The organism is Fimbriimonadaceae bacterium (assembly GCA_019454125.1).
Lineage (GTDB): Bacteria > Armatimonadota > Fimbriimonadia > Fimbriimonadales > Fimbriimonadaceae > JALHNM01.
Window position 1 is genome coordinate 2338904 of sequence record CP075365.1, and the last position, 19059, is coordinate 2357962.

The 19059-nt window shown below is 58.6% G+C and carries 17 protein-coding genes and 1 tRNA gene; 8 read left to right on the top strand and 10 right to left on the bottom strand.

Annotated elements, in window-relative coordinates; translation table 11 throughout:
• Positions 1 to 95 precede the first annotated feature (95 nt).
• Positions 96 to 172, top strand: a tRNA-Pro gene (locus KF733_11430).
• Between the two features lie 13 nt (positions 173 to 185).
• Positions 186 to 1790, top strand: coding sequence for a hypothetical protein (locus tag KF733_11435; protein QYK55610.1), 1605 nt, complete (start codon positions 186 to 188; stop codon positions 1788 to 1790).
• Positions 1791 to 1796: 6 nt separating this feature from the next.
• Here KF733_11435 and fliD read toward each other — a convergent pair whose 3' ends face one another.
• From fliD to KF733_11455, 4 genes are all read right to left on the bottom strand, one after another.
• Positions 1797 to 3977: a flagellar filament capping protein FliD gene (fliD, locus tag KF733_11440; protein ID QYK55611.1), complete on the bottom strand. Its 2181-nt coding sequence runs from the start codon at positions 3975 to 3977 to the stop codon at positions 1797 to 1799.
• A gap of 142 nt (positions 3978 to 4119) precedes the next feature.
• Positions 4120 to 4947, bottom strand: a complete 828-nt coding sequence (locus KF733_11445) for an HDOD domain-containing protein (GenBank protein ID QYK55612.1) — start codon at positions 4945 to 4947, stop codon at positions 4120 to 4122.
• A 63-nt stretch (positions 4948 to 5010) separates the two neighbouring features.
• Positions 5011 to 7014, bottom strand: coding sequence for a chemotaxis protein CheA (locus tag KF733_11450; GenBank protein ID QYK55613.1), 2004 nt, complete (start codon positions 7012 to 7014; stop codon positions 5011 to 5013).
• Between the two features lie 17 nt (positions 7015 to 7031).
• Complete coding sequence (locus KF733_11455; protein QYK55614.1) at positions 7032 to 7487, bottom strand: chemotaxis protein CheW; 456 nt, start codon at positions 7485 to 7487, stop codon at positions 7032 to 7034.
• 273 nt (positions 7488 to 7760) lie between these two features.
• Here KF733_11455 and KF733_11460 point away from each other — a divergent pair, with 273 nt between their 5' ends.
• The 4 genes from KF733_11460 to KF733_11475 are packed head-to-tail and all read left to right on the top strand — an operon-like array spanning position 7761 to position 12181.
• A complete protein-coding gene (locus KF733_11460; protein ID QYK55615.1) occupies positions 7761 to 8741 on the top strand; it encodes a hypothetical protein in 981 nt (326 codons plus the stop codon).
• A 60-nt stretch (positions 8742 to 8801) separates the two neighbouring features.
• Entirely contained in the window at positions 8802 to 9929 is a 1128-nt protein-coding gene (locus KF733_11465) for a hypothetical protein (GenBank protein QYK55616.1), read from the top strand.
• A gap of 33 nt (positions 9930 to 9962) precedes the next feature.
• On the top strand, positions 9963 to 11291 hold the full coding sequence (locus tag KF733_11470; GenBank protein ID QYK55617.1) for a caspase family protein: 1329 nt from the start codon (positions 9963 to 9965) through the stop codon (positions 11289 to 11291).
• Between the two features lie 17 nt (positions 11292 to 11308).
• Positions 11309 to 12181: a hypothetical protein gene (locus tag KF733_11475; GenBank protein QYK55618.1), complete on the top strand. Its 873-nt coding sequence runs from the start codon at positions 11309 to 11311 to the stop codon at positions 12179 to 12181.
• Positions 12182 to 12188: 7 nt separating this feature from the next.
• Here KF733_11475 and KF733_11480 read toward each other — a convergent pair whose 3' ends face one another.
• Genes KF733_11480 through der form a run of 4 tightly spaced genes read right to left on the bottom strand, consistent with a single transcriptional unit; the run spans position 12189 to position 16337 of the window.
• Positions 12189 to 12947: a type III pantothenate kinase gene (locus KF733_11480; protein ID QYK55619.1), complete on the bottom strand. Its 759-nt coding sequence runs from the start codon at positions 12945 to 12947 to the stop codon at positions 12189 to 12191.
• Positions 12931 to 14307, bottom strand: a complete 1377-nt coding sequence (glmM, locus tag KF733_11485; protein QYK55620.1) for a phosphoglucosamine mutase — start codon at positions 14305 to 14307, stop codon at positions 12931 to 12933. The genes KF733_11480 and glmM overlap by 17 nt, the downstream gene beginning before the upstream one ends.
• Positions 14304 to 14855 (bottom strand): nucleotide exchange factor GrpE, encoded by a 552-nt coding sequence (locus KF733_11490; GenBank protein QYK55621.1) that lies wholly within the window; start codon positions 14853 to 14855, stop codon positions 14304 to 14306. The genes glmM and KF733_11490 overlap by 4 nt, the downstream gene beginning before the upstream one ends.
• Positions 14856 to 14912: 57 nt before the next feature.
• Positions 14913 to 16337, bottom strand: a complete 1425-nt coding sequence (der, locus tag KF733_11495) for a ribosome biogenesis GTPase Der (protein QYK55622.1) — start codon at positions 16335 to 16337, stop codon at positions 14913 to 14915.
• Here der and KF733_11500 point away from each other — a divergent pair.
• Both KF733_11500 and tgt read left to right on the top strand, forming a co-directional pair.
• On the top strand, positions 16329 to 16889 hold the full coding sequence (locus KF733_11500; GenBank protein QYK55623.1) for an acyloxyacyl hydrolase: 561 nt from the start codon (positions 16329 to 16331) through the stop codon (positions 16887 to 16889). The two genes, der and KF733_11500, sit on opposite strands and share 9 nt — an antisense overlap.
• Positions 16889 to 17986 carry a tRNA guanosine(34) transglycosylase Tgt gene (tgt, locus tag KF733_11505; protein QYK55624.1) on the top strand — a complete coding sequence of 366 codons (1098 nt, stop codon included), beginning with the start codon at positions 16889 to 16891 and terminating at the stop codon, positions 17984 to 17986. Before KF733_11500 ends, tgt begins: the two co-directional genes overlap by 1 nt.
• Here the strand turns inward: tgt and KF733_11510 are convergent.
• Both KF733_11510 and KF733_11515 read right to left on the bottom strand, forming a co-directional pair.
• The gene (locus KF733_11510; protein ID QYK55625.1) at positions 17983 to 18294 is read right to left on the bottom strand and encodes an MGMT family protein; all 312 of its coding nucleotides are present in this window, start codon (positions 18292 to 18294) and stop codon (positions 17983 to 17985) included. The two genes, tgt and KF733_11510, sit on opposite strands and share 4 nt — an antisense overlap.
• On the bottom strand, positions 18294 to 18965 hold the full coding sequence (locus KF733_11515; GenBank protein QYK55626.1) for a prepilin-type N-terminal cleavage/methylation domain-containing protein: 672 nt from the start codon (positions 18963 to 18965) through the stop codon (positions 18294 to 18296). The genes KF733_11510 and KF733_11515 overlap by 1 nt, the downstream gene beginning before the upstream one ends.
• Positions 18966 to 19059 lie beyond the last annotated feature (94 nt).

A 19059-nucleotide genomic window follows, 5' to 3' on the forward strand; every position in this document is an offset into this window, starting at 1 on the left:
GGATGATATCACAGGCTTCCAGAAGGGGAGCGACTCCTTGCGCCCATCGGGCCAAAACCGTCGGCGCCGCCCCTGGGTATCATGCGAGACTGGCTCGAGGCGTAGCTCAGCTTGGTAGAGCACCTGCTTTGGGTGCAGGGGGCCGCAGGTTCAAATCCTGTCGCCTCGACCACAACTTCACAAATATGGCCCTGCCTCAAACGCCCACCGCTGACCCCCTCGAAGCAACCAGGAACAAGGCAGCCTATGCCGAGGTATTAGAGCTATTCCGGCAGAACGTCACGCGGGTTGTTTCCGGCGCAGACCCCAACGCCGTCAGCAAACACGTATCACGAGGCAAACTGCTTGCGCGGGATCGAATCCTTCAACTCTTGGATCCAGGGTCTCCCTTCCTTGAGTGCTCACTGTTCGCAGCACACGAGGTTTACGATGATCCGACACCTTCAGCAGGAATCATAACCGGTATTGGTCGTATTTCTGACCGGCTTTGTATGGTCGTGGCAAACGATGCGACCGTCAAGGGTGGAACATACTATCCCTTAACTGTTAGGAAGCATCTTCGGGCTCAAGAAATTGCGCTCGAGAACAATCTTCCGTGCATATACTTAGTAGACTCCGGGGGAGCCTACCTACCGTTACAAAGCGAGGTTTTTCCAGACAAGGAGCATTTCGGACGAATCTTCTATAACCAGGCGCGACTGAGCGCCAAGTCGATTCCCCAAATCGCTGCGGTAATGGGCTCATGTACGGCGGGAGGCGCCTATGTTCCGGCAATGTGCGATGAGACGGTCATCGTGCGTAACCAAGGCACGATCTTCTTGGGTGGCCCGCCCCTTGTCAAGGCTGCCACCGGAGAAGAAGTAAGCGCGGAGGACTTAGGGGGTGCAAGAGTCCATACTGAGACCAGTGGTGTTGCCGATCATATCGCAGAAAATGACCAACATGCACTGCAGATCCTTCGATCCATTGCTGCAACATTTCCGAATCCGACATCGAACATTCCCGATCCAGGCGAAGCGAGCCAACCGCTCCTTCCGCCAGACACTCTTTATTCTGTAGTCCCTTCTGACGCGCGTTCACAGTTGGATATCCGCCGCGTATTGGCCGCAATTCTCGATTCGTCGAAGTTGGACGAATTCAAAGCCAACTACGGCAAGACGCTCATCTGTGGCTTTGGACGGATCGAGGGGCATCAGGTCGGAATCATCGCGAACGACGGTATTCTCTTCAGCGAGTCTGCCCTGAAGGGAGCTCACTTTATCGAACTTTGCGACCAGCGAAGGATTCCCCTCGTTTTCCTCCAAAACATAACAGGCTTCATGGTCGGGAAGCGCTATGAGAACGAAGGGATAGCGAAACAGGGAGCCAAGCTCGTTACCGCTGTTTCGACTGCATCTGTCCCAAAGTTTACGATTGTTATCGGCGGCTCCTATGGCGCGGGTAACTATGGAATGTGCGGACGCGCATACCAGCCACGCTTCCTTTGGATGTGGCCCAACGCCCGGATCAGCGTGATGGGCGGCGAACAGGCGGCAAACGTTCTTTTAACCGTTAAGCGCGACCAACTCCGATCTAAGGGCTCCGAGATGAGCCCGCAAGAGGAAGAGGCATACAAGGCCCCAATCCTCCAGAAGTACCAAAGCGAGTCCAGCGCTTATTATTCGAGCGCAAGGTTGTGGGACGATGGGATCATTGACCCAATTGACACAAGGAACGTTCTCGCCCTCTGCTTAGAGGTGGCTCGATGCGCACCTATCGATGCGCCAGGATTCAGCATGTTCCGGATGTAGTAGCGGTTAACGCGTAGCAGTGATCTGGGAAAGGCGTTGCTGTTGCTGCTGGAGTTGGCTGATTGCTTGCTCCATTGCCAAGAACCGCTTGCGCAACGTTTCTTGCCTTGATTTCAGTAAGAGATTGAAGCTCTCGATCTGCGTGTCCAACTCGGTCATTTGCGTCTGGAAGCTGTTGGTCGAGGCCGTCAGGATCCCCGAGTCTGAAGCGTTAAACAGGTTCGCCGTGCTATCGGCGAAGGATCCCAGGCCCTGCGAAAAGACCATGCTTCCGATAAAGCCGAGCGTGTTCCCGGTATAGCTAATCTGGAGTCCATCTGTCTTGCTGTTGCCTTTGTTTCCAGCAAGAAACTGTCCGAGTCCGGTCGCGGGCTCTCCGTTAATCGTGCCTGCGACGTTTAAGGCATTAGTATAGTCGCCACCTTCCAATCCGATTCCACTATTATCCGTGGATGCTTCCAAGTTGCTCTTTACGGTAAAATCGCCCGGTGTACCCCAACGCTTGCTGGTTAGAAGTAGCTTACCTTCACCGTCCAGCGAGGCAGCTACGACTTGATTGAGCTTGGCGTCGTTGTTGATGAGATCGACCAGATTCGCTGCAGTCCCGCCAGATGGAACATTCAGGGTCACTTCCGTGTTGCTGAAACCAGAACCGCTGAATGTCAAGATTTCACTGACGCTAGGATCTGTTTGAACTGTGGTTCCGGCCATCGTGGCCTTCGTCGCCAGCTGCGTAATGTCTATTGAGTAGCCCAATGACCCTGAAGACTTCGTACTCAGAGTACTGGACACGTAGGACAACTCCGTGTTCGTCGAAGATCCACTTGCCGCAAACAGCTTTTGGACTGCAGCTGGATTTGCGGTGAAGGCTTCTTGAAGCTTATTCTTGTCTACGCTCAGTTTGCCGTCGGTTCCTAACGTGATGCCGATCTGAGTCAAGTTCTTGTATTCGGGACCCGTGACATCCTGGAACGCAAGCCCTTGCAGGGCTGCTACAACCTGGGAAGCAATGGGGTCACCGAAGAGCGGGCCGGAGGCAAAGGTGTCCTTATCGAAGGAACTATTGCTGGAAATAAAGTCCATGACCCCGTTGAAGGCCGCGACGAGGGACTCTATGTTCTTGACCGCGCCGCTTGTATCGCGTTCAAGGGTTAGAGTCGTGGTTAGTGGCGTCGTCTCATCGCCCTTTAGCAACTGTAGCGTCGCCCCAGGAATAAGATCACTGATCGTATTCGTGCTACTGGTCTGCTGGATACCATCGATCGAGAAGACCGCATCTTGCGCATTGGTGACCGTGTTCTGCTTGCCGGCTTGAAAAACACCCAGGGCGTTGAGGAGCCCGTCTGTATCTACCAAGACAGGAAACGCAGAACTTCCCTTTAGCTCCAGACTATAGACTTCCTTGCCGCCTTTAGTGGTTTTCACGACCGTTGCGGTCGTGTCCGTTTCCAGGGCATTGATCTTTGCTGCCACCGTAGTGAGGGAGTCGACACCGAAATCAATATCGACTTGTTGCCCATCGACCGTAAACGAACCAGTGGAGGAAACTCCGATCAGCGACGAAAGTACGGTTGCGCCGTTGCTTAGACCAAAGCTACGTACAGTATCGGGTCCTACCGTCTCACGGAACGACTTGGTACCCGAGATGATCCCGAGTGTTTCGAAGACACTTCCACTTAAGTCTGCGAGTTGAATGCCGTTGGTGGTTCCGGTAGTGCTGGAAGTCAGCGTAAGGTAGGCATTCCCGGCACCGCCATTTAGGACGCTTGCGGTGACGCCGATGTTCAGCTCGTTGATTCGTGATGCAATACTCGATATCGAGTCGGAGGCCCCTATTTGGAAAGACTTGCCGTTGATGACCGCCGTGCCCTCGTAACCGAGAGCCGCAGTGTGGCTTGCTTGGGGAGCGCTGCTAATCTTCTCGGCCCGGGCAATCTTTGAAACGCTGAGTTCGTAAACCCCGGCGGTTACCCCGCTTGTGCCTGTAATCGTTGCGACCGACGTGTCGGAACTCTTCGCAGCCACCCCGTTAAAGCTAGAAGCCTGCTTAAGGCTGGCGGCCGCGGTGGAAAGAGCCGAAATCCGTGTCCGGATCTGACCGTAAATTTCGGACTTTCTCTGGAGCGCGGACTTCCGAAGTTGCAGACGGTTGAGAGGCAGTGCCTCGATCTGCATCAGCTGGCTCACGATCGAATTTACATCGATTCCGGAGCCGATACCCGAAAAGCTTATCCCGCTGAGACTGCCACTTAAGCCCACTTCTTAGTTCCTTCCACTTACCGGTCCATGGTCAGGGACTATCATCGCATAAACCCTCAGGTATACGGGGTCACAACATGCCAAGAAGTTCCTTCGCGTTCTCGACGAACTGCTCTGTCTCTAACCGGAGCTCTTTACGCTCCTCGATCGAGTGCCCGAGCCACTCCTCAGCTCGAGGATCCCACGGCCAGAGTGGCGAGCACTCTTCGCCCAGCCAGATCTCGCTGGCGAGCCGGTCCGCGATGTGTACGCAGTACAACCGCTCGGAGTTTTCAACAGGATCGCCTTCTTCAAAGCCGTCATGGAGAGTAATCATTTCGCAAAGCGAAACCGGAAAGTTCCACTTCTCCGCCAAGACACCACCAAGATGGGCATGTGTGGTTCCCAGAATCCGTTGCTCGGTAGAGGACAGCGGCTCGGCCAAGCGGCTGGCTTCCGTCATAACCTGCGTGTAAGGTTGGTTGAACAGCGTTAACAGGAAGAGCCGGCCAATGTCGTGCAGAAGGCCACCCACGAAAACCAACTCTTGCTCCTTTGTGCTGTGACCTTTTCTTCGGGAAATGGTCTGCGCACAAGTGGCAGATGCGAAACTGTGCTGCCAGAACTGCCGCTGGATCTCGATGATCCTGGGGTTGGGCGACGTCAGGGCATTGACGACGCCAATGCTCAGCACCAAGTTTCGTACTTGCTGGATTCCGAGGATTGCCAGGGCCTGGCCAATGCTGGCCACTTGCCGGGGTAGTCCAAAGTACGCGGAGTTCACGACCTTGAACAGCTTCGTCGTGATGGAAGGATCCGTCGAGAGAAGTTTCTCGATCTCCGCCATGCTGACGTTCTCTTTGTCGGTCGCCTGCAGAACCTGTACGATAACCGACGGCATAGCCGGAAGGTCGACCATCGCCTTTTCAATGTAGCGTTGGAGAAGGAAGTTTTCTGATCTTAATGCCATCTGGATACCCTACTAGTCCGTATTCACTAAACTGTTCACGTCGACGATGAGGGCCACATTCCCATCACCAAGAATGGTGGCCCCGCTGACACCTGTTATGTCCCCACAGAATCGGCTAAGGGACTTGATGACCACTTCTTGTTCGCCGATGAGGCGATCGACGACCAACCCCAACCGCTTTTCTGCCAGTCCGACGATAACCACGAAGATCGGTTCATCTTCTGGCGACCCGGTCTCGCTTGAAATGCCCAAAGTTGCGCCGAGCCTCATCAGCGGTGTGGTCATTCCACGGATGACGATAACTTCGTGCTGGTTAACCGTCTGGATTTCCCGTCGCTCGATAAGGAGCGTCTCAATGACGGTGTCAAGGGGCAGCACATAAACATGTTTGCCAAGGCTTACTAAGAGTCCTCGAATGATTGCGAGGGTAAGCGGTAATCGAAGGCTAAACTTTGTCCCTTCACCTATCTTGGTCTCGAGATCGATGATGCCACCGAGCTTCTGGAGGTTGGAACGGACAATGTCCATGCCTACCCCGCGGCCCGAGACCTCAGTAACCGCCTTAGCCGTGCTGACTCCGCTCGAGAAGATGAGCTGTAAAGCCTCCTTTTCGCTCATGCGGTTTGCCTGCTCGGTAGTGATGAGGCCCTGGGAGATCGCCTTAGCCTTTAGTCTTTCACAATCGATGCCACGACCATCGTCCACAATCTCGATGACAATGTGGTTTTCAAGATGGAGGGCCGAGAGCTTCACGACGCCCTGGGTCGGTTTCCCGACGGCCCGACGCTCGTCGGGAGTCTCAATGGCGTGGTCCACACAGTTTCGCAACATGTGCAAGAGCGGATCGCCGATGACCTCGATAACACTGCGGTCAAGCTCGGTCTCACCACCGCTCACCTCCATGCGCACATCTTTGCCAAGTTTTTGGGCCAAGTCGCGTACAACCCTTGGGAATCGGCTAAAAACGGTCTCGATCGGCATCATTCGGGCCTTCATAATCTGGTCTTGAAGGTCGCTTGTGATGCGGGCAATGTGGCTCACCGCCTCTGAGAGATGGTCGACACTGCGATCGTTATGGCGCGTTGCAAGCTCACTTGCAAGGCTTGCAAGCCGGGTTCGGTCAATGACCAGCTCACCGACAAGGTTCATCAAATTATCAAGGCGGGAAACATCGACCCTTACGGTCTGGCCCGTCTCGGTCTTTCGAGATGCTGTCGCGGCTTGAGGAGCAGGGGCCTGAGGCAGATTGTTTCGAACTGTGTCGGTCTGTTCCTGTCGCGCAGGCGGCTTCCATACCTGCAAGGTGAAGTTTGCAACTTCGCTAATCTCTCGGAAGCTGGCCTTGAGGCTCTCCTCAGGGCTTTTTGAGTGGAAGTAGAGCTCGAAATGCTGTTCAAACTTCTCTTCTTCCAGTTTTTCCCGTGCGGGAACTGTGTGCAGAAGTTCGCCATCCTCTTGGATAGCGGAGATCGCCATAAATGCCCTCGCAAACTTCATCACACAGTCGGGCTGCAACGTAAAGCTGGCGTGCCAGATCGGTGAGTCCTTCGACGCTATCCGCAGGGCGTCGATCTCTTCCTCTGGAAGCTCGCTCTTCACCGGTTTCGTGGTCGGCCCAGAAGCAACTTCGCCGCGCACAAAGCTTTCCAGTCTTTGGACAAGGGCAGTGCAATCGATCCCATCGCCTTGTCCCGCACTGATGCCCTCAGACATTTTGCGAAGGTTGTCCAAGCCTTCGAGCAAAGCGTTGGCGAGTTCCGTCCCAACCTCGAGCTGTCCGTTACGCAGTTGGTCGAGGACATCCTCCATCGAGTGCGTGAGGACGGCAAAGTTTTCAAAACCCATCGCACGGCCGCTCCCCTTCAACGTGTGGGCCGAGCGAAAGACGACCTGGAGCCTCTCGTCAGAAGGCTCCTGCTCCAGGAGCAAGAGTTCTCGCTCCAAGATGTCCAGCTGCTCTTCCGCTTCCTGGAGGAAAAGCTCCAGGTATTGGGACATGTCGAGTTCGGTCGCCATTCGGGTTCTTCGGAGTCTCAGGCCGCGAGGGCCTTATCAAGGTCGAGGAGCGTGACCAGCGAGTCGCCGCGCTTGGCGACCCCCCGGACGAAATCTGAGGCGGGGTCGCCTACCAGCGACGGAGTCTCATCGACCGTGTCGGACGAGATCGAGACGACCTCGCTCACAGCGTCGACGATGATGCCGACGTTGCCTCCGTCCGTCTCCACCACGATGATTCGGGTGAGGTCGGTCTCAGCGTTCGAGGCGAGGCGCAGGCGGGTGCGAAGGTCGACCACTGGGATCGTCTTGCCGCGAAGGTTGATAAGGCCGCGGATGTGCTCTTCGGTCCGGGGGATCGGGGTGATCTCCCGCATCCGAATGATCTCGTTCACCCGGAAGATATCGATCCCATAGGCCTCAGTGCCCATCTTGAAGACCACCATTTGTCGTTCGGTAGCCTCCGCCTTCACATCACCGATCAGGTCTGCCATTCGCAATCTCCTGACTTTCTTTTCGGCAAGTTTCCCGGCGTCCTTTATTGCCGGATCAGGGTTAAGTGGCGAACCAGCCTGGAGCCTGTCGAGGCCTAGGCCTACGAGCCCCTCTCAGAAAGGCGCCTTGACCGTTTCCGAATACGATGGCGTTGGACCTATCCCGTGCCTTATAGAGTTATTGAGTTGCGTTATAGGCGTCCGCCGAGTCCTGGCTCTTGACACCCAACGAGTTTTGGGGCTAGCCATCCATACAGGCTATACTCTACGGTCATGACGTCCATGCGAATCTGCTCGGTTCTGCTGGCGGCGGTTCTGGGAGGCATTGCGTGCGCCGCCACCCTCACCATAACTTCGCCGACCGAAGACGATTTCCTTGGTAAGACCAACAAGGTCAACTTCAACATTCGAGGCGCGATCCGCGAGGTCCGCGTCCGAGTCCGCGCCACCCTGAAGACCAACACCTCGGTCTTCGTCCAGGTCGAGAAGAGGTTCACGCCGAACATCGACGGCGAGGTCACGGACAGCATCGACCTCGACTTCGACGACTCGACCCCGGAAGGGATCTACACGATCCAGGTGACCCCGACGGAGCCGGGCAACACGTATAACGTCGTGCCCGAGATCGAGGTCACGGTCGACGTGCAGGAACCGAAGTTCATCAACGCCAACCCGGTCAACAACACGTTCGTCCGCGGGATCGTGCCGATCACGGCGAAGCTGCAAGAATCGAACGTCGACTTGTGGCGCGTGACCATTGACGGGTCCGGCATTCCGAACAACAGCGGCTCGGCCACGGACATCAACGTCCAGTGGAACACCGCTTCGATCCGGACAGACGGCTCCAAGACGATCTTGATCAAAGTCGATGACCTCGCGAAGAACTCGACCAGCCGAAGCGTCGACGTCACCCTAGACCGCCTGCGGCCGAACTCGGTGATCAACTCGCCTCGCGCGAACGCCTCGGTCAAGCCGAACACCGACATTGCGATCTTTGTGCGCGTCAACGACCAGTTCCAGGGCTCGGTCGCCTCGACCGGCATCGTAGTGGAAGCGCGGACTTTGCAGAACAAGTTCATAACCCGTGCGGCCCGCCGCAGTGCGGACGGCGACGGGAACGGGATAAACTGGTTCGGAAGGCTAAGAGCGACACGAAGTTTGCCCTCGACGTTTAAACTCGTCGTCCTGGCAATCGATCGTGCCGGAAACTCGGCCGTGGTCCAAGAGACCCGTGTCCGAATCGCGAATCGTTAGGACACTCCCGATACGTCGAATAAGATTGGGCGGAGTCCGCAAACAGGGAAAGGTGTGACATTGACTGCATGGAAGCAAATCGTTAGCGTCGGGATCGGGGTCGGCATGGTGGGAGTTTCCCAGGCCCAGATCCCAGACCTTCTGAACGCGCTCGACGCGGGAGGGCGGGCTATGGGTGTCGGCGGGGCGACCGCCTCGACGGACGGCAACACGTTCTCCGCCCTCAACAACCCGGCCGGCCTCGCCTACATCCCGAAGACGAGCATCGGGACCGCCTTTCGGAACCTGCCTGAGTCCGAGAACAGGATCTCGGGCGACTTCAACGACCCCACCTTCAGCACCAGCCGAAAGCACGGCCCCAGAAAGCTGACCCACGCCGGGTTTGCGATGCCGTTCCGAGGAGGCGTGCTCGGGCTCTCCTACACCTTGGGCGGCTATATTGCCGACCGGACACGGGGCGACAACCTGACGAACGGCAACCTCGTCAACCGGGGCTACGATTCCAACCTCACCGTACAGTACGACTTCTTCACGCTGGCCTATGGCAAACGCGCGGGGAGGAACAACTACGGCGTCGGAATCGTCTTCGCGAACCAGTACCTGCGCGACGACACCACCTATGTCGTCTTCGACAACAACCAGAACCAGATCGACGTCGTGCTGACGGACAACTCCGGCAACTCGCGGGGCATCGGGCTCGTCGCAGGATTCCAAACGAACCCGGACGACCGGAGCGTCTTCGGCGCGAGCATCCGCACGCCCATCGGGCTCACCCGCAACGCGGCCACCGGCGCCTATAACAACCGCATCCCCGGCAAGGCCTCGATCGGCTACGCCACGCGGTCGGACTTCTTGCGCAACGGCCGGGACTTTTTTGCCTACGGGGCAGAGGTCGACTATTACTTCGCCGGTGACCGGGGCGGGCTGCTCGACCGGAAAGACGTGCTCGCCGGCGGCGTTGGTTTTGAGTACAACACCCACCGATGGGGCGGAAGGGTCCCGTTCCGGGTTGGGTACCAGTTCTCACCCGAAGGCGGCAGGGGCTTCAGCGAAAGGAACGCGCTGACTTTTGGCCTTGGGTATCGTCCAGATAACAGCGACCTTGCGCTTGACTTGAACTTCGCCGCTCCTTCAGGAGGCGGAACGTTGGACACAGCGCTGTCGGTGGGCTATCGGATCGGAAAGTAAGCTGAAGGATCAAGGATGAGACTCAAAGCGCTGATGACTGCAGGGCTACTGGTCGGTGCCTCCGCACTGGCCCACGGCCAAGCTTGGAACGACGCCTATCAACGGGCACTCGCCGCGGCCCGGTCGCAAAACTGGATGGCCGCGCGGGACGCCTTCCAAGAAGCGATCGCGATCCGGCCGGAAGACCAAGCGGGCCCGACCGTGCTGCCCGGCTCCGTCACCGAGCCCGTCCGTTGGCGAGACGGTTCCCCGTACTCGCCGAACTTCGGCTTCGCCTATGCGAACTATAAGCTCGCCATGGCCGCGAGCGGCGATGACCGGAACGACTTCCTGAACGTTGCAGCCACGACCTTTGAGACCCTGCTGGCAAAGGGCCAAGCCTCGTCCGCGACCTACTACTTCTTGAACCGCGTCTACGGCGAACAGGGCCGGCCGGACAAGCAGCGCAACCTCGAGGAAGCGCTTAAGCAGACCGGGGCTGCCTGGAGAGTCGACACCGAGTTCGTCGCTCCCGAGGAGAAAGCGAGCGTCGTCAGCGCCACGCCTGCGGAGATCAAGCCGAACGAGCCCATAAAGGCAGGTGCCACAACGACCCCCGGCGGCATCCTTACGCCGAAGGTGGCCGCAGAGAGCACAGCGCTTGTCGGACGTGTCCCCATCGTGCCCACGAAGTTCGCGCTCATCATCGGCAACGGGCAGGGCAACATCGAGGGTGCCGGCCTCTCCTTCGCGAGCAGCGACGCGATGTTCCTTCGAGACGCCATCGTGCAGAACGCGGGCTACGACGAAAAGAACGTCGAGCTGATCGTCGACGCCACCGCCGACCAGATGAGGATCGCGGCAGCGGCCCTCGCAGAACGCATGCCCGCCGACGCCAAGCTCATGGTGTTCTTCACCGGCGTAGGCGTGAACATCGACGGGCGCGACTACCTTGCAGGAATCGATGCGACTATGACCACGGACACGTCGCACATGCTCTCCAAGCAGGAGATGTACGGCATGTTCTTGAGCAAGGGAGCCCAAGTCTTCGCCTTTTTCCAGACGAACCGACCCGTGGTCGGTGGACGCTACTTCGGACAGGAGTACCCGCTCGTCGGGGCTATCAGCCAAGCCCACGCAACCTCGCCCGACGCGCAATGTTTCGCGACCCAGAGCGAAGGCCGCCTGATCGGCGTCTACACAAAGGCTTTCGTGGACGTGGTGGGCACCTTGCGCTCGAACAACATCATCATCGGGGAATTCGGGTGGCAAGTCTTTAACGCCGTCCGCGGCGGATTGCCCGGACAGCGGGATGGTGGTGGGTCCGTTCAGGTTCCCTCGCTGCCAGTAGTCCGATACATGAGCCCGAGCGCCGGCTTCTAATTCACAATAGCGTCCTTATGACTTCTGCGAGAGGGCGCTCGGATCTGCCTGCCCTTGAGCCCGGTGCGGTCGCCCTCATGCGCCATTTCGAGGGCGACTTTGCCGATCGGTACATCACTGAACTGCTGGTCGGTCGGATCCGTCGGACACTCGGCTGGAGCGTCCCCGACAAAAGCAACCTTGCAGAGCTTCTTACCGACCCCTACAAGGCGCTGGCCGCCTTCTATGGCCATTACGCCTTCTCCCGCCGGGGCAAGGAGCGGGACCTTGTCGGAGGACTCGCCATTGGCGCCCTCAACCGCCTAGCCGAACAAACGGGCTTTGAGGAAGCCCTCCAAATGCCGGACGGCTCCAAGCTTTGGGAGGCCTTCTGCAAGGTCTGCGAAGAGAGGGGCAAGAATCCGACCGAAGCCCAGAACCGCGGGCCCATCCAGGGCATGCTGGAGCTTGTTCAAGAGATCCATCGCTTGGATCCTTCGCTCTCCGTGAGCACCTGGGTAGCGAGAGACGTGGAGAAGACCGGGCTCGTGGAGCCCCAGTACCTGCGCATGGTCGATATCCGCGGCCTGGGCCCGAAAGGCACCTCGACCTTCCTGCGAGACATGGTCTGGCTGTACGACGTGGAGGAAAAGGCAAACCCTGCCGAGCGGATCTTCGTCCAACCGATCGACCGGTGGCAAAGACAGATCGTCAAGCACGTCGTCCCGGCCGAAGACCAGGGGGCACGCGCCGATTGGGTGATCGCCGGCAAACTCGCGAAGTACACGCGCCGAGCAGGGGTCAGCGGAGTGCGCTTCAACATGGGCGTGACCTTTTTCGGTCAAAGGATCGTCCACAAGCCGGAGGACTTCGAAGGGGCCGTCCGAACGCTCCTGGTCGGACTTCAGTAACCCGGGCTCAACTCATGCGCTCGGCCGCAAGAAGCAACCCGTCCAAAGTCAGATTGCCCTCGAACACGTCGATCCTCTCGCACATCGTGGCGAAGACCTCGCCCAAACCGCCCGTGGCGACGACCTTCGCCCGGCCACCCAACTCCTGGACGATGCGCGCGGCCACAGCGTCCACCGAACCGGCATAGCCGTACATGACGCCGCTCTCCAGGGCCGCCACCGTGTTGCGCCCGATCGCTTCGCCGGGCAGCTTCAATTCGATCGGAGGCAGCTTCGCCGTGTGCTGGGCAAGCGCCTGGACTGCGACCTCGACCCCCGGCATGATCGCGCCGCCGACATAGCTCGCCTCGGCGTCCACCGTGTCGAACGTCGTCGCCGTCCCGAAATCCACAACGACCACGGGCGTGCCGTACCGCTCGATCGCGGCCAGCGCGTTCGCCAAGCGGTCTGCCCCGACCGCATGGGGCGGGTTGTAAGTCACGCGGAGCCCCACCTGGTCGCCCCGCTCCAAAAAGCGCGGCTCGACGTGCAGCCACTTCTGTGAGAGCCGCCGCCAGACCGTGTCCTCGGTCGGTACGACCGACCCGACGATCACCGTCTCCGCCGCGAAGGGTAGGTGCGAGAGCTCGCAAAGCGAGTGCAAGGTCGCGGCCAAGGCGTCCTCCGTGTGCGCGCCGGTCTCGAGCCGCCACACCGCCCTCCACCCCTGGCCGTCGTGACGGCCGATCACGGTATGGGTGTTCCCTACGTCAATCGCCCAGAGCATAAGTCAGATCGACCCGTCCCACCACTTCCCCGTCCAGCGACTCCACCAGGGCCGCCACCACGCTCTCTGCCACGGCATCGCGCACGCTGCCCGCGTCCGCCTCGACCATGACCCGGATCATCGGTTGGGTGCCACTAGCGCGGACGTTGATGCGCCCGCGACCGTCAAGCGCTCCTCGAGCGTCCTCGAGGGCCTGCACGACGCGCGGCGACTGCTCCCAGCCCTCCTTCTGCCCGACCCCGACATTGATCAGGAGCTGCGGCCAGGGTTCGTAGTCGTCGAAAAACTCGGCGGCCCGCTTGCCTTCGCGTTGCAGGACGCGAAGCAACTCGAGACAAGTGACGAGCCCGTCCCCGGTCGGCAGGTGCTCGGGAAAGATGATGTGCCCACTCTGTTCGCCACCGATCCTCCCAGAGGTCTCGCCCAGCCTCGCGCTGACGTATTTGTCGCCGACGTCGGTCCGATGGACCTCGATCCCGTCGCGCTTCATGGCCTGCTCAAACCCGCCGTTCGTCATGACCGTGCCGACCACGAGCGGCGGCTCCAGGCGACCGTGCTTGCGCCAGTGATGGCACCAGATGGCCATGGTCCGGTCGCCATTGATAAGGCGGCCCTGGTCGTCGCAGAAGACGGCGCGGTCGGCGTCGCCGTCGAAGGCCACGCCCACGGCGCACCCCTCCGATTTCGTCAGCCCGAGGATGGTCTCAGGTTTGGTCGCACCGCCTTCCGCATTGATGTTCACACCGTCGGGCGCGCACCCGGTCGCCGTGACGCACGCGCCCAGCCGCTCCAGGACCCGTGGGGCGATCTCGTAGGCGGCGCCGTTGCCGGCATCGACCGCGACGGTCAGGCCCTCGAGCCCTTCAGGCACGAGCGAGACCAGCCAATCTTCATAGGCCGCGCCAAGCTGCTTCGGCTGGGCCAGGTAGCCGATCTCCGGCCCGGTCGGGCGCGTGGCCGGTTCTGCTCCCATGTGCTCCGTGACCCACGCTTCCATCTCCGCCGATGCCTTGCGGCCGTCAGGGCCGAGCAGTTTGACCCCGTTGTCGGGAGCCGGGTTATGGCTCGCGGAGACCACCGCCCCGAGCCCAAAACCGCCCTGCCGAAGGATCCAGCTGACGCCGCCCGTCGGGAAAACCCCGATGGCATCGACGTCCTGACCCGAACTGCAGAACCCACTCGCCAGAGCAGCGCCCAGCATCGGGCCGCTCCGCCGCGTGTCCCGAGCGATGAGCACCTTGCCTAACCCTTGGCCCGCCATCCTGCGGCCCGCCGCTTGGCCGATCTGAAACACCATTTCGGGCGTGAGGAACTGGTTGGCGACGCCCCGCACGCCGTCGGTCCCGAAGAGTTTTTTCAAGGTTTTGTCGTGACCTTCACGCGCGCTGGCCGCACGACCCTGCCGTGAAGCGTGTACCCCGTCTCCAGGACCTCCGCCACAGTGCCCTCGTTATGCTCCTCTGACGGCAGCTCGGCGAGCGCTTCATGGTGTTCGGGGTCGAACTGGCGCCCGTGGGCATCGATCTGGTTCACCGAGGCGGACTCCAGGGCCCTTCTCAGCTGTCGGTCGACCGCCCCGACCCCTTCAAGCAGCTTCTCCAGGCTCGCACCTTGCTCGGCCGCACGCATCGTCCGCTCGAGGTTGTCCAGCACGGGGAGAAGCATCTCCACCAGTGGCAGGACCGCAAACTTCTTGTCCTCTTCGGCTTGGGCCCGGATACGCCTTTGAACGTTTTGGGCTTCTGCCATGGCCCTCAAGAGTTGGTCTTTCAGAGCCTCCTTCTCAGATTGAAGGGCCGTGACCTGCCGTTTCAGGTCAGTTATCTCTGACGTGGCCCCTTCCGTGAGGCCCTCTTGCGAACTTATCGGTTCGTTAATAGGTTCGGGAGTTTCCACTCTATTGTCCACGCTTATGTATTATACCATTCGGTGACCCTTCGCACCGAGCCGTACCCAGGATGAACGCTAGTCGTCGTACTTCCCTTTGCTCGATCTGGCGATGACCCTTATGGGTGTACCGTCCAATGGGAAAGCCTTCCTGATCCTATTTTCGATGTATCGCAAATAGGAGAAGTGCACCAACTCCTCGTCGTTCACGAAGAGGATGAACGTTGGTGGACGGGTCTGGGGCTGGGTGCAATAGTACACCTTTAGAGGACGCCCCTTTCTCGTGAGGGGCCGCTCGAAGACAGCGTCCTGGATCAGTCGGTTGAGCACACCAGTTGAAACCCGGAAGCTCCAGTTTTCCACCGACGAGAAAACCGCATTCATGATGCCTTCCATGCCCGAGGTCTCGCTCGCAGAAGTGAAGCGAATCGGCGCATAGCCCATCTCCGGAAGCTCGTTCCGAATCGTCCTCTTGAAATCCTTCTTAAGGGGCGAGTCCCGACCCAAGTCGCCCGTTGGCGGCTCCTGGAGGTCCCACTTGTTCACTGCCACGACCAGCGGCTTTCCAAGGTCAAAGCTACTCTTCGCCACGCGTTTGTCCCCGTCGGTCAGCCCTTCCTTGCCGTCCACCACGAGCAGCGCGCAGTCCGCCCGCTCCATCGCGTTCGTTGCACGAAGGACCATGTAATATTCGATCGACCCCTGCACCTTGCCGCGTCGACGTATGCCTGCGGTATCAATTAACCGCACCTTTCGGTTTTTCCACAGGATAGGCGTATCGATCGCGTCGCGGGTCGTTCCGGGAACGTCGCTGACTATTGCCCGCTCCTCACCCGTAAGGGCGTTAAGCATTGATGACTTTCCAACGTTGGGCCTACCAATGATAGCGAGCTTGGTTTCTTCTTCACCTTCTGGTTCTTTATCGGCCCCTTGTAAGCCTTCCGTTGCCTCATCGAGCAACTCCTTAACGCCGCGGCCATGAATACCGCTGACAGTAAAGACGTTTCCAAACCCTAAGCTATAAAACTCCTGCGCCTCTGCGGAACGGTCCATATTGTCCGCTTTAGTCGCTACGAGCAACACAGGTTGTCGAAGACCGCGCAGTTCCCGCGCAAGGTCCCAGTCGGACGGATTGATGCCTTCGGCTGCGTCGACCACAAAGAGGATTGCGTCCGCTTCTTCCATAGCGACCTTCGCCTGGACGCGGATCTGCTCGATGAGCGGGTCGTCCGCCGAGAAAAGGATCCCTCCGGTATCGACCAGCCGAAACCGTTGACCTTTATGCTCAAACTCAGCGTAGAGGCGGTCCCTTGTCACGCCCGGCTGATCTTGAACGACCGCGACGCGCTGGCCAATGATCCTGTTGAACAGCGTACTCTTTCCGACGTTCGGCCGGCCAACGATCACCAGGGTCGGGAGCCGGTATGTCATGGGAGGGCTATCGTACCTCCCGAGCCCCCGGGAGCCACCAAACCTTACGGTAGAGTCCTCCTCGTGGTTCACCACTGGCCCCTGGCCCTGGCCCTTTTCCCCATCGTCGCGTGCGCAGCGCCAGAGACCGACCAGAAAAAAGGCCCGTCTTGGTACGTGAAGGCAGGGCCCGTTTTTGGGCAGTCCTTCATCGGTTCCGAAGACACTCGGCGAGGGGCAATCTATGCGATAGGCTATGAGAACGAGTCCGGAATGACCCGCATCAGAAACTGGCGAGGCTCTTATGGGTTCGAGTTCTACTACATGTTCACAAAGGGGGGAGGCTTCGAACACATTCCCGTTAACAACATGCGAAGCTACGGGGCCCTTTTTCGGTTAACCTATCCCGTTCGGTTGATACCAAGGCTCCAAACTCACTTGGAACTGGGGTGGGGACTTGTCTACAATTCCATCACGACACGCGACCTGGACAGCAAACTGAACTCGACCCCCGTCGTCGGCTTGGTCTTTGACGTATCGCCATGGTTGTTCCAAGCCCGCTTCTTCCATATGTCAAACGGGGGCCTTAAGGGCGACAATCAAGGCTCGAACCAGTTTCAGTTCTTGGTCGGTTACCGGTTTTAATGTCGGTACAGTTTGAACTTCTGAAGACCTTAGATGGGGGTTCAGCGAGGCTCGGTCTTTTGCACACGCCTCACGGAGTCGTTCAAACCCCGTGCTTTATGCCTGTTGGCACTCAGGGCACAGTTAAGACCATAGGAAGCGAGGACTTAGAAGGCCTCCGATTCGAGCTGATTCTTTCGAACACCTATCATTTGCTACTCCGCCCTGGACCAGACCTGGTCGAATCCCAAGGTGGTTTGCACTCCTTCATGTCTTGGCCGAAGGCCATTCTTACTGATTCCGGTGGCTACCAGGTCATGTCGCTGAGCGACCTTTCTACGTTAAGCGATAGTGGCGTCGAATTCCGCTCGCACCTTGATGGATCGACCCACAATTTGACCCCTGAGCGCGCCATTACGATCCAAAAGCAATTGGGCGTCGACGTTTCCATGGCGCTGGACCAGTGCCAGGCCTATCCCTGCACTAAAGACGAGGCCGCCGTTGCGATGACGCGCACTCACAGATGGGCGCATCGCAACCTCGAGGCGCGTGCGGAAGGTCAGGCAGTCTTCGGTATCGCCCAAGGTGGAGTCTACGAAGACCTTAGGCGCGAGAGCGTCGAATATCTTAGTTCTCTGCCTTTCGATGGCTATGCAATCGGGGGCGTCAGTGTCGGAGAACCTACGGAACTTCAGTATCCCGTCGTGCAGTTCACTGCTCCACTCTTACCGGTGGATAAAGCCAGATACCTTATGGGTGTGGGCCATCCTTCCGACATCATCCATGCCGTAAAGTGCGGGATAGACATGTTTGATTGCGTTTTACCCACTCGCCTAGCGAGGCACCACACCCTTTACACGCTTCAAGGTCGCGTTAACGCCGCCGCCCTGGAGTGGCGTGAAGTGAGCGGACCCCATGACGAAGAGTCGGTATTCCCACAAACTTCTCGGTATTCAGCGGCATATATCCGGCACTTGTTTAAGTCCGGCGAGTTTCTTGGACTTCGTTTGGCGACTCTGCACAACCTCGCCTTTTTTGGTCGACTCATGCGGGAGATCCGCCAGGCGATCCAAGACGACACGTGGCCACAGCTCGAGGCAAGATACGCGCGCGCTTAGAACTGAGGCTCGGTGAAGTAACGCTGCGGGACGCGACCATTTTCAAACAGAATTCCCTCTGATTCCAACAGCCTTCGTTGTTCGATAGCCAAGCGCGGATCTGCCTTGCTAATCGGCAAAACCCCACTTTGAGAGACGACTCGCCACCACGGAATCTCTGCGGTAACGCGCCGGATCATCCTTCCCACCATCCAACCGCTCGCTGGATGACAAAGGGACGCACCGAGGGTGCCATAACTGACGACCTGGCCCGGAGGCACTTTCTTGATTAAGCTCTCCAACTCGGCGAGTACGGTCTGCTGGTCCATCACTCTAGGTCTGTTGACCAAGCTTCGCGCAATTGGTCGAAACTCAGCGATCGCACATGCATGTCCCCAAAGAGTGTGTTATATCGGAAACGCGTCACTTTCCCTTCATATCCACCGTAGAAGTCAGACCGGGTCACGGGGCCGCCATCGCCATGCCAGTGACCAAAGGCGTCGAACAACACGTTGACGTTCGAAGGGAGTTTGAAACGCGTAGAACTAAAGTATTTGAAGGCGATTTCAGTCCGGAAGAAGTAGCTCGTTTTATAGCCAGAATACATGGTCGGCGCCGTCTTGAACTCGACGTCAGGCTGGTCGTCCATAAGTTCCGATCCAGAGTCCGCGGGACAGCGGAACACTTCCGCACTCTTCACGTAAGGCTGGAGCGCCTCGTGCAGCATCGGCATGTCGGGGATACGCGCTTGAAAATCAGGAAACTCTGACCAAATTTCTGGACGAAACTTATCGACGGGATCGACCGCGCTTGGGAAAATGTCGTCGAAATCCTGCATATAGAGCGAGATCGCACCACCGATTTGCTTGAGGTTGCTGATGCAAGCCGTCTTTTTAGCGGAAGCCTTTGCCCGTGCGAACACAGGAAAAATGATCCCGGCCAGGATGGCAATAATGGCAATCACGACCAGAAGCTCAATCAGCGTAAACGCACGTTTCACGATAAACCTTTTACGCCGGGGACCCTCCCCAGGTTTCCCCAAGGGAACCGCGAGGCGCACAGGAAAGTTATACACGAGAGGTCGGGACGGCACA

Excerpts from the sequence above, each read along its gene's own strand:
- KF733_11435 (QYK55610.1), top strand. The coding sequence starts at position 186 with ATGGCCCTGCCTCAAACGCCCACCGCTGACCCCCTCGAAGCAACCAGG.
- KF733_11445 (QYK55612.1), bottom strand. The coding sequence starts at position 4,947 with ATGGTCGACCTTCCGGCTATGCCGTCGGTTATCGTACAGGTTCTGCAG.
- KF733_11450 (QYK55613.1), bottom strand. The coding sequence starts at position 7,014 with ATGGCGACCGAACTCGACATGTCCCAATACCTGGAGCTTTTCCTCCAG.
- KF733_11455 (QYK55614.1), bottom strand. The coding sequence starts at position 7,487 with ATGGCAGACCTGATCGGTGATGTGAAGGCGGAGGCTACCGAACGACAA.
- KF733_11460 (QYK55615.1), top strand. The coding sequence starts at position 7,761 with ATGACGTCCATGCGAATCTGCTCGGTTCTGCTGGCGGCGGTTCTGGGA.
- KF733_11470 (QYK55617.1), top strand. The coding sequence starts at position 9,963 with ATGACTGCAGGGCTACTGGTCGGTGCCTCCGCACTGGCCCACGGCCAA.
- KF733_11475 (QYK55618.1), top strand. The coding sequence starts at position 11,309 with ATGACTTCTGCGAGAGGGCGCTCGGATCTGCCTGCCCTTGAGCCCGGT.
- KF733_11480 (QYK55619.1), bottom strand. The coding sequence starts at position 12,947 with ATGCTCTGGGCGATTGACGTAGGGAACACCCATACCGTGATCGGCCGT.
- tgt (QYK55624.1), top strand. The coding sequence starts at position 16,889 with ATGTCGGTACAGTTTGAACTTCTGAAGACCTTAGATGGGGGTTCAGCG.
- KF733_11510 (QYK55625.1), bottom strand. The coding sequence starts at position 18,294 with ATGGACCAGCAGACCGTACTCGCCGAGTTGGAGAGCTTAATCAAGAAA.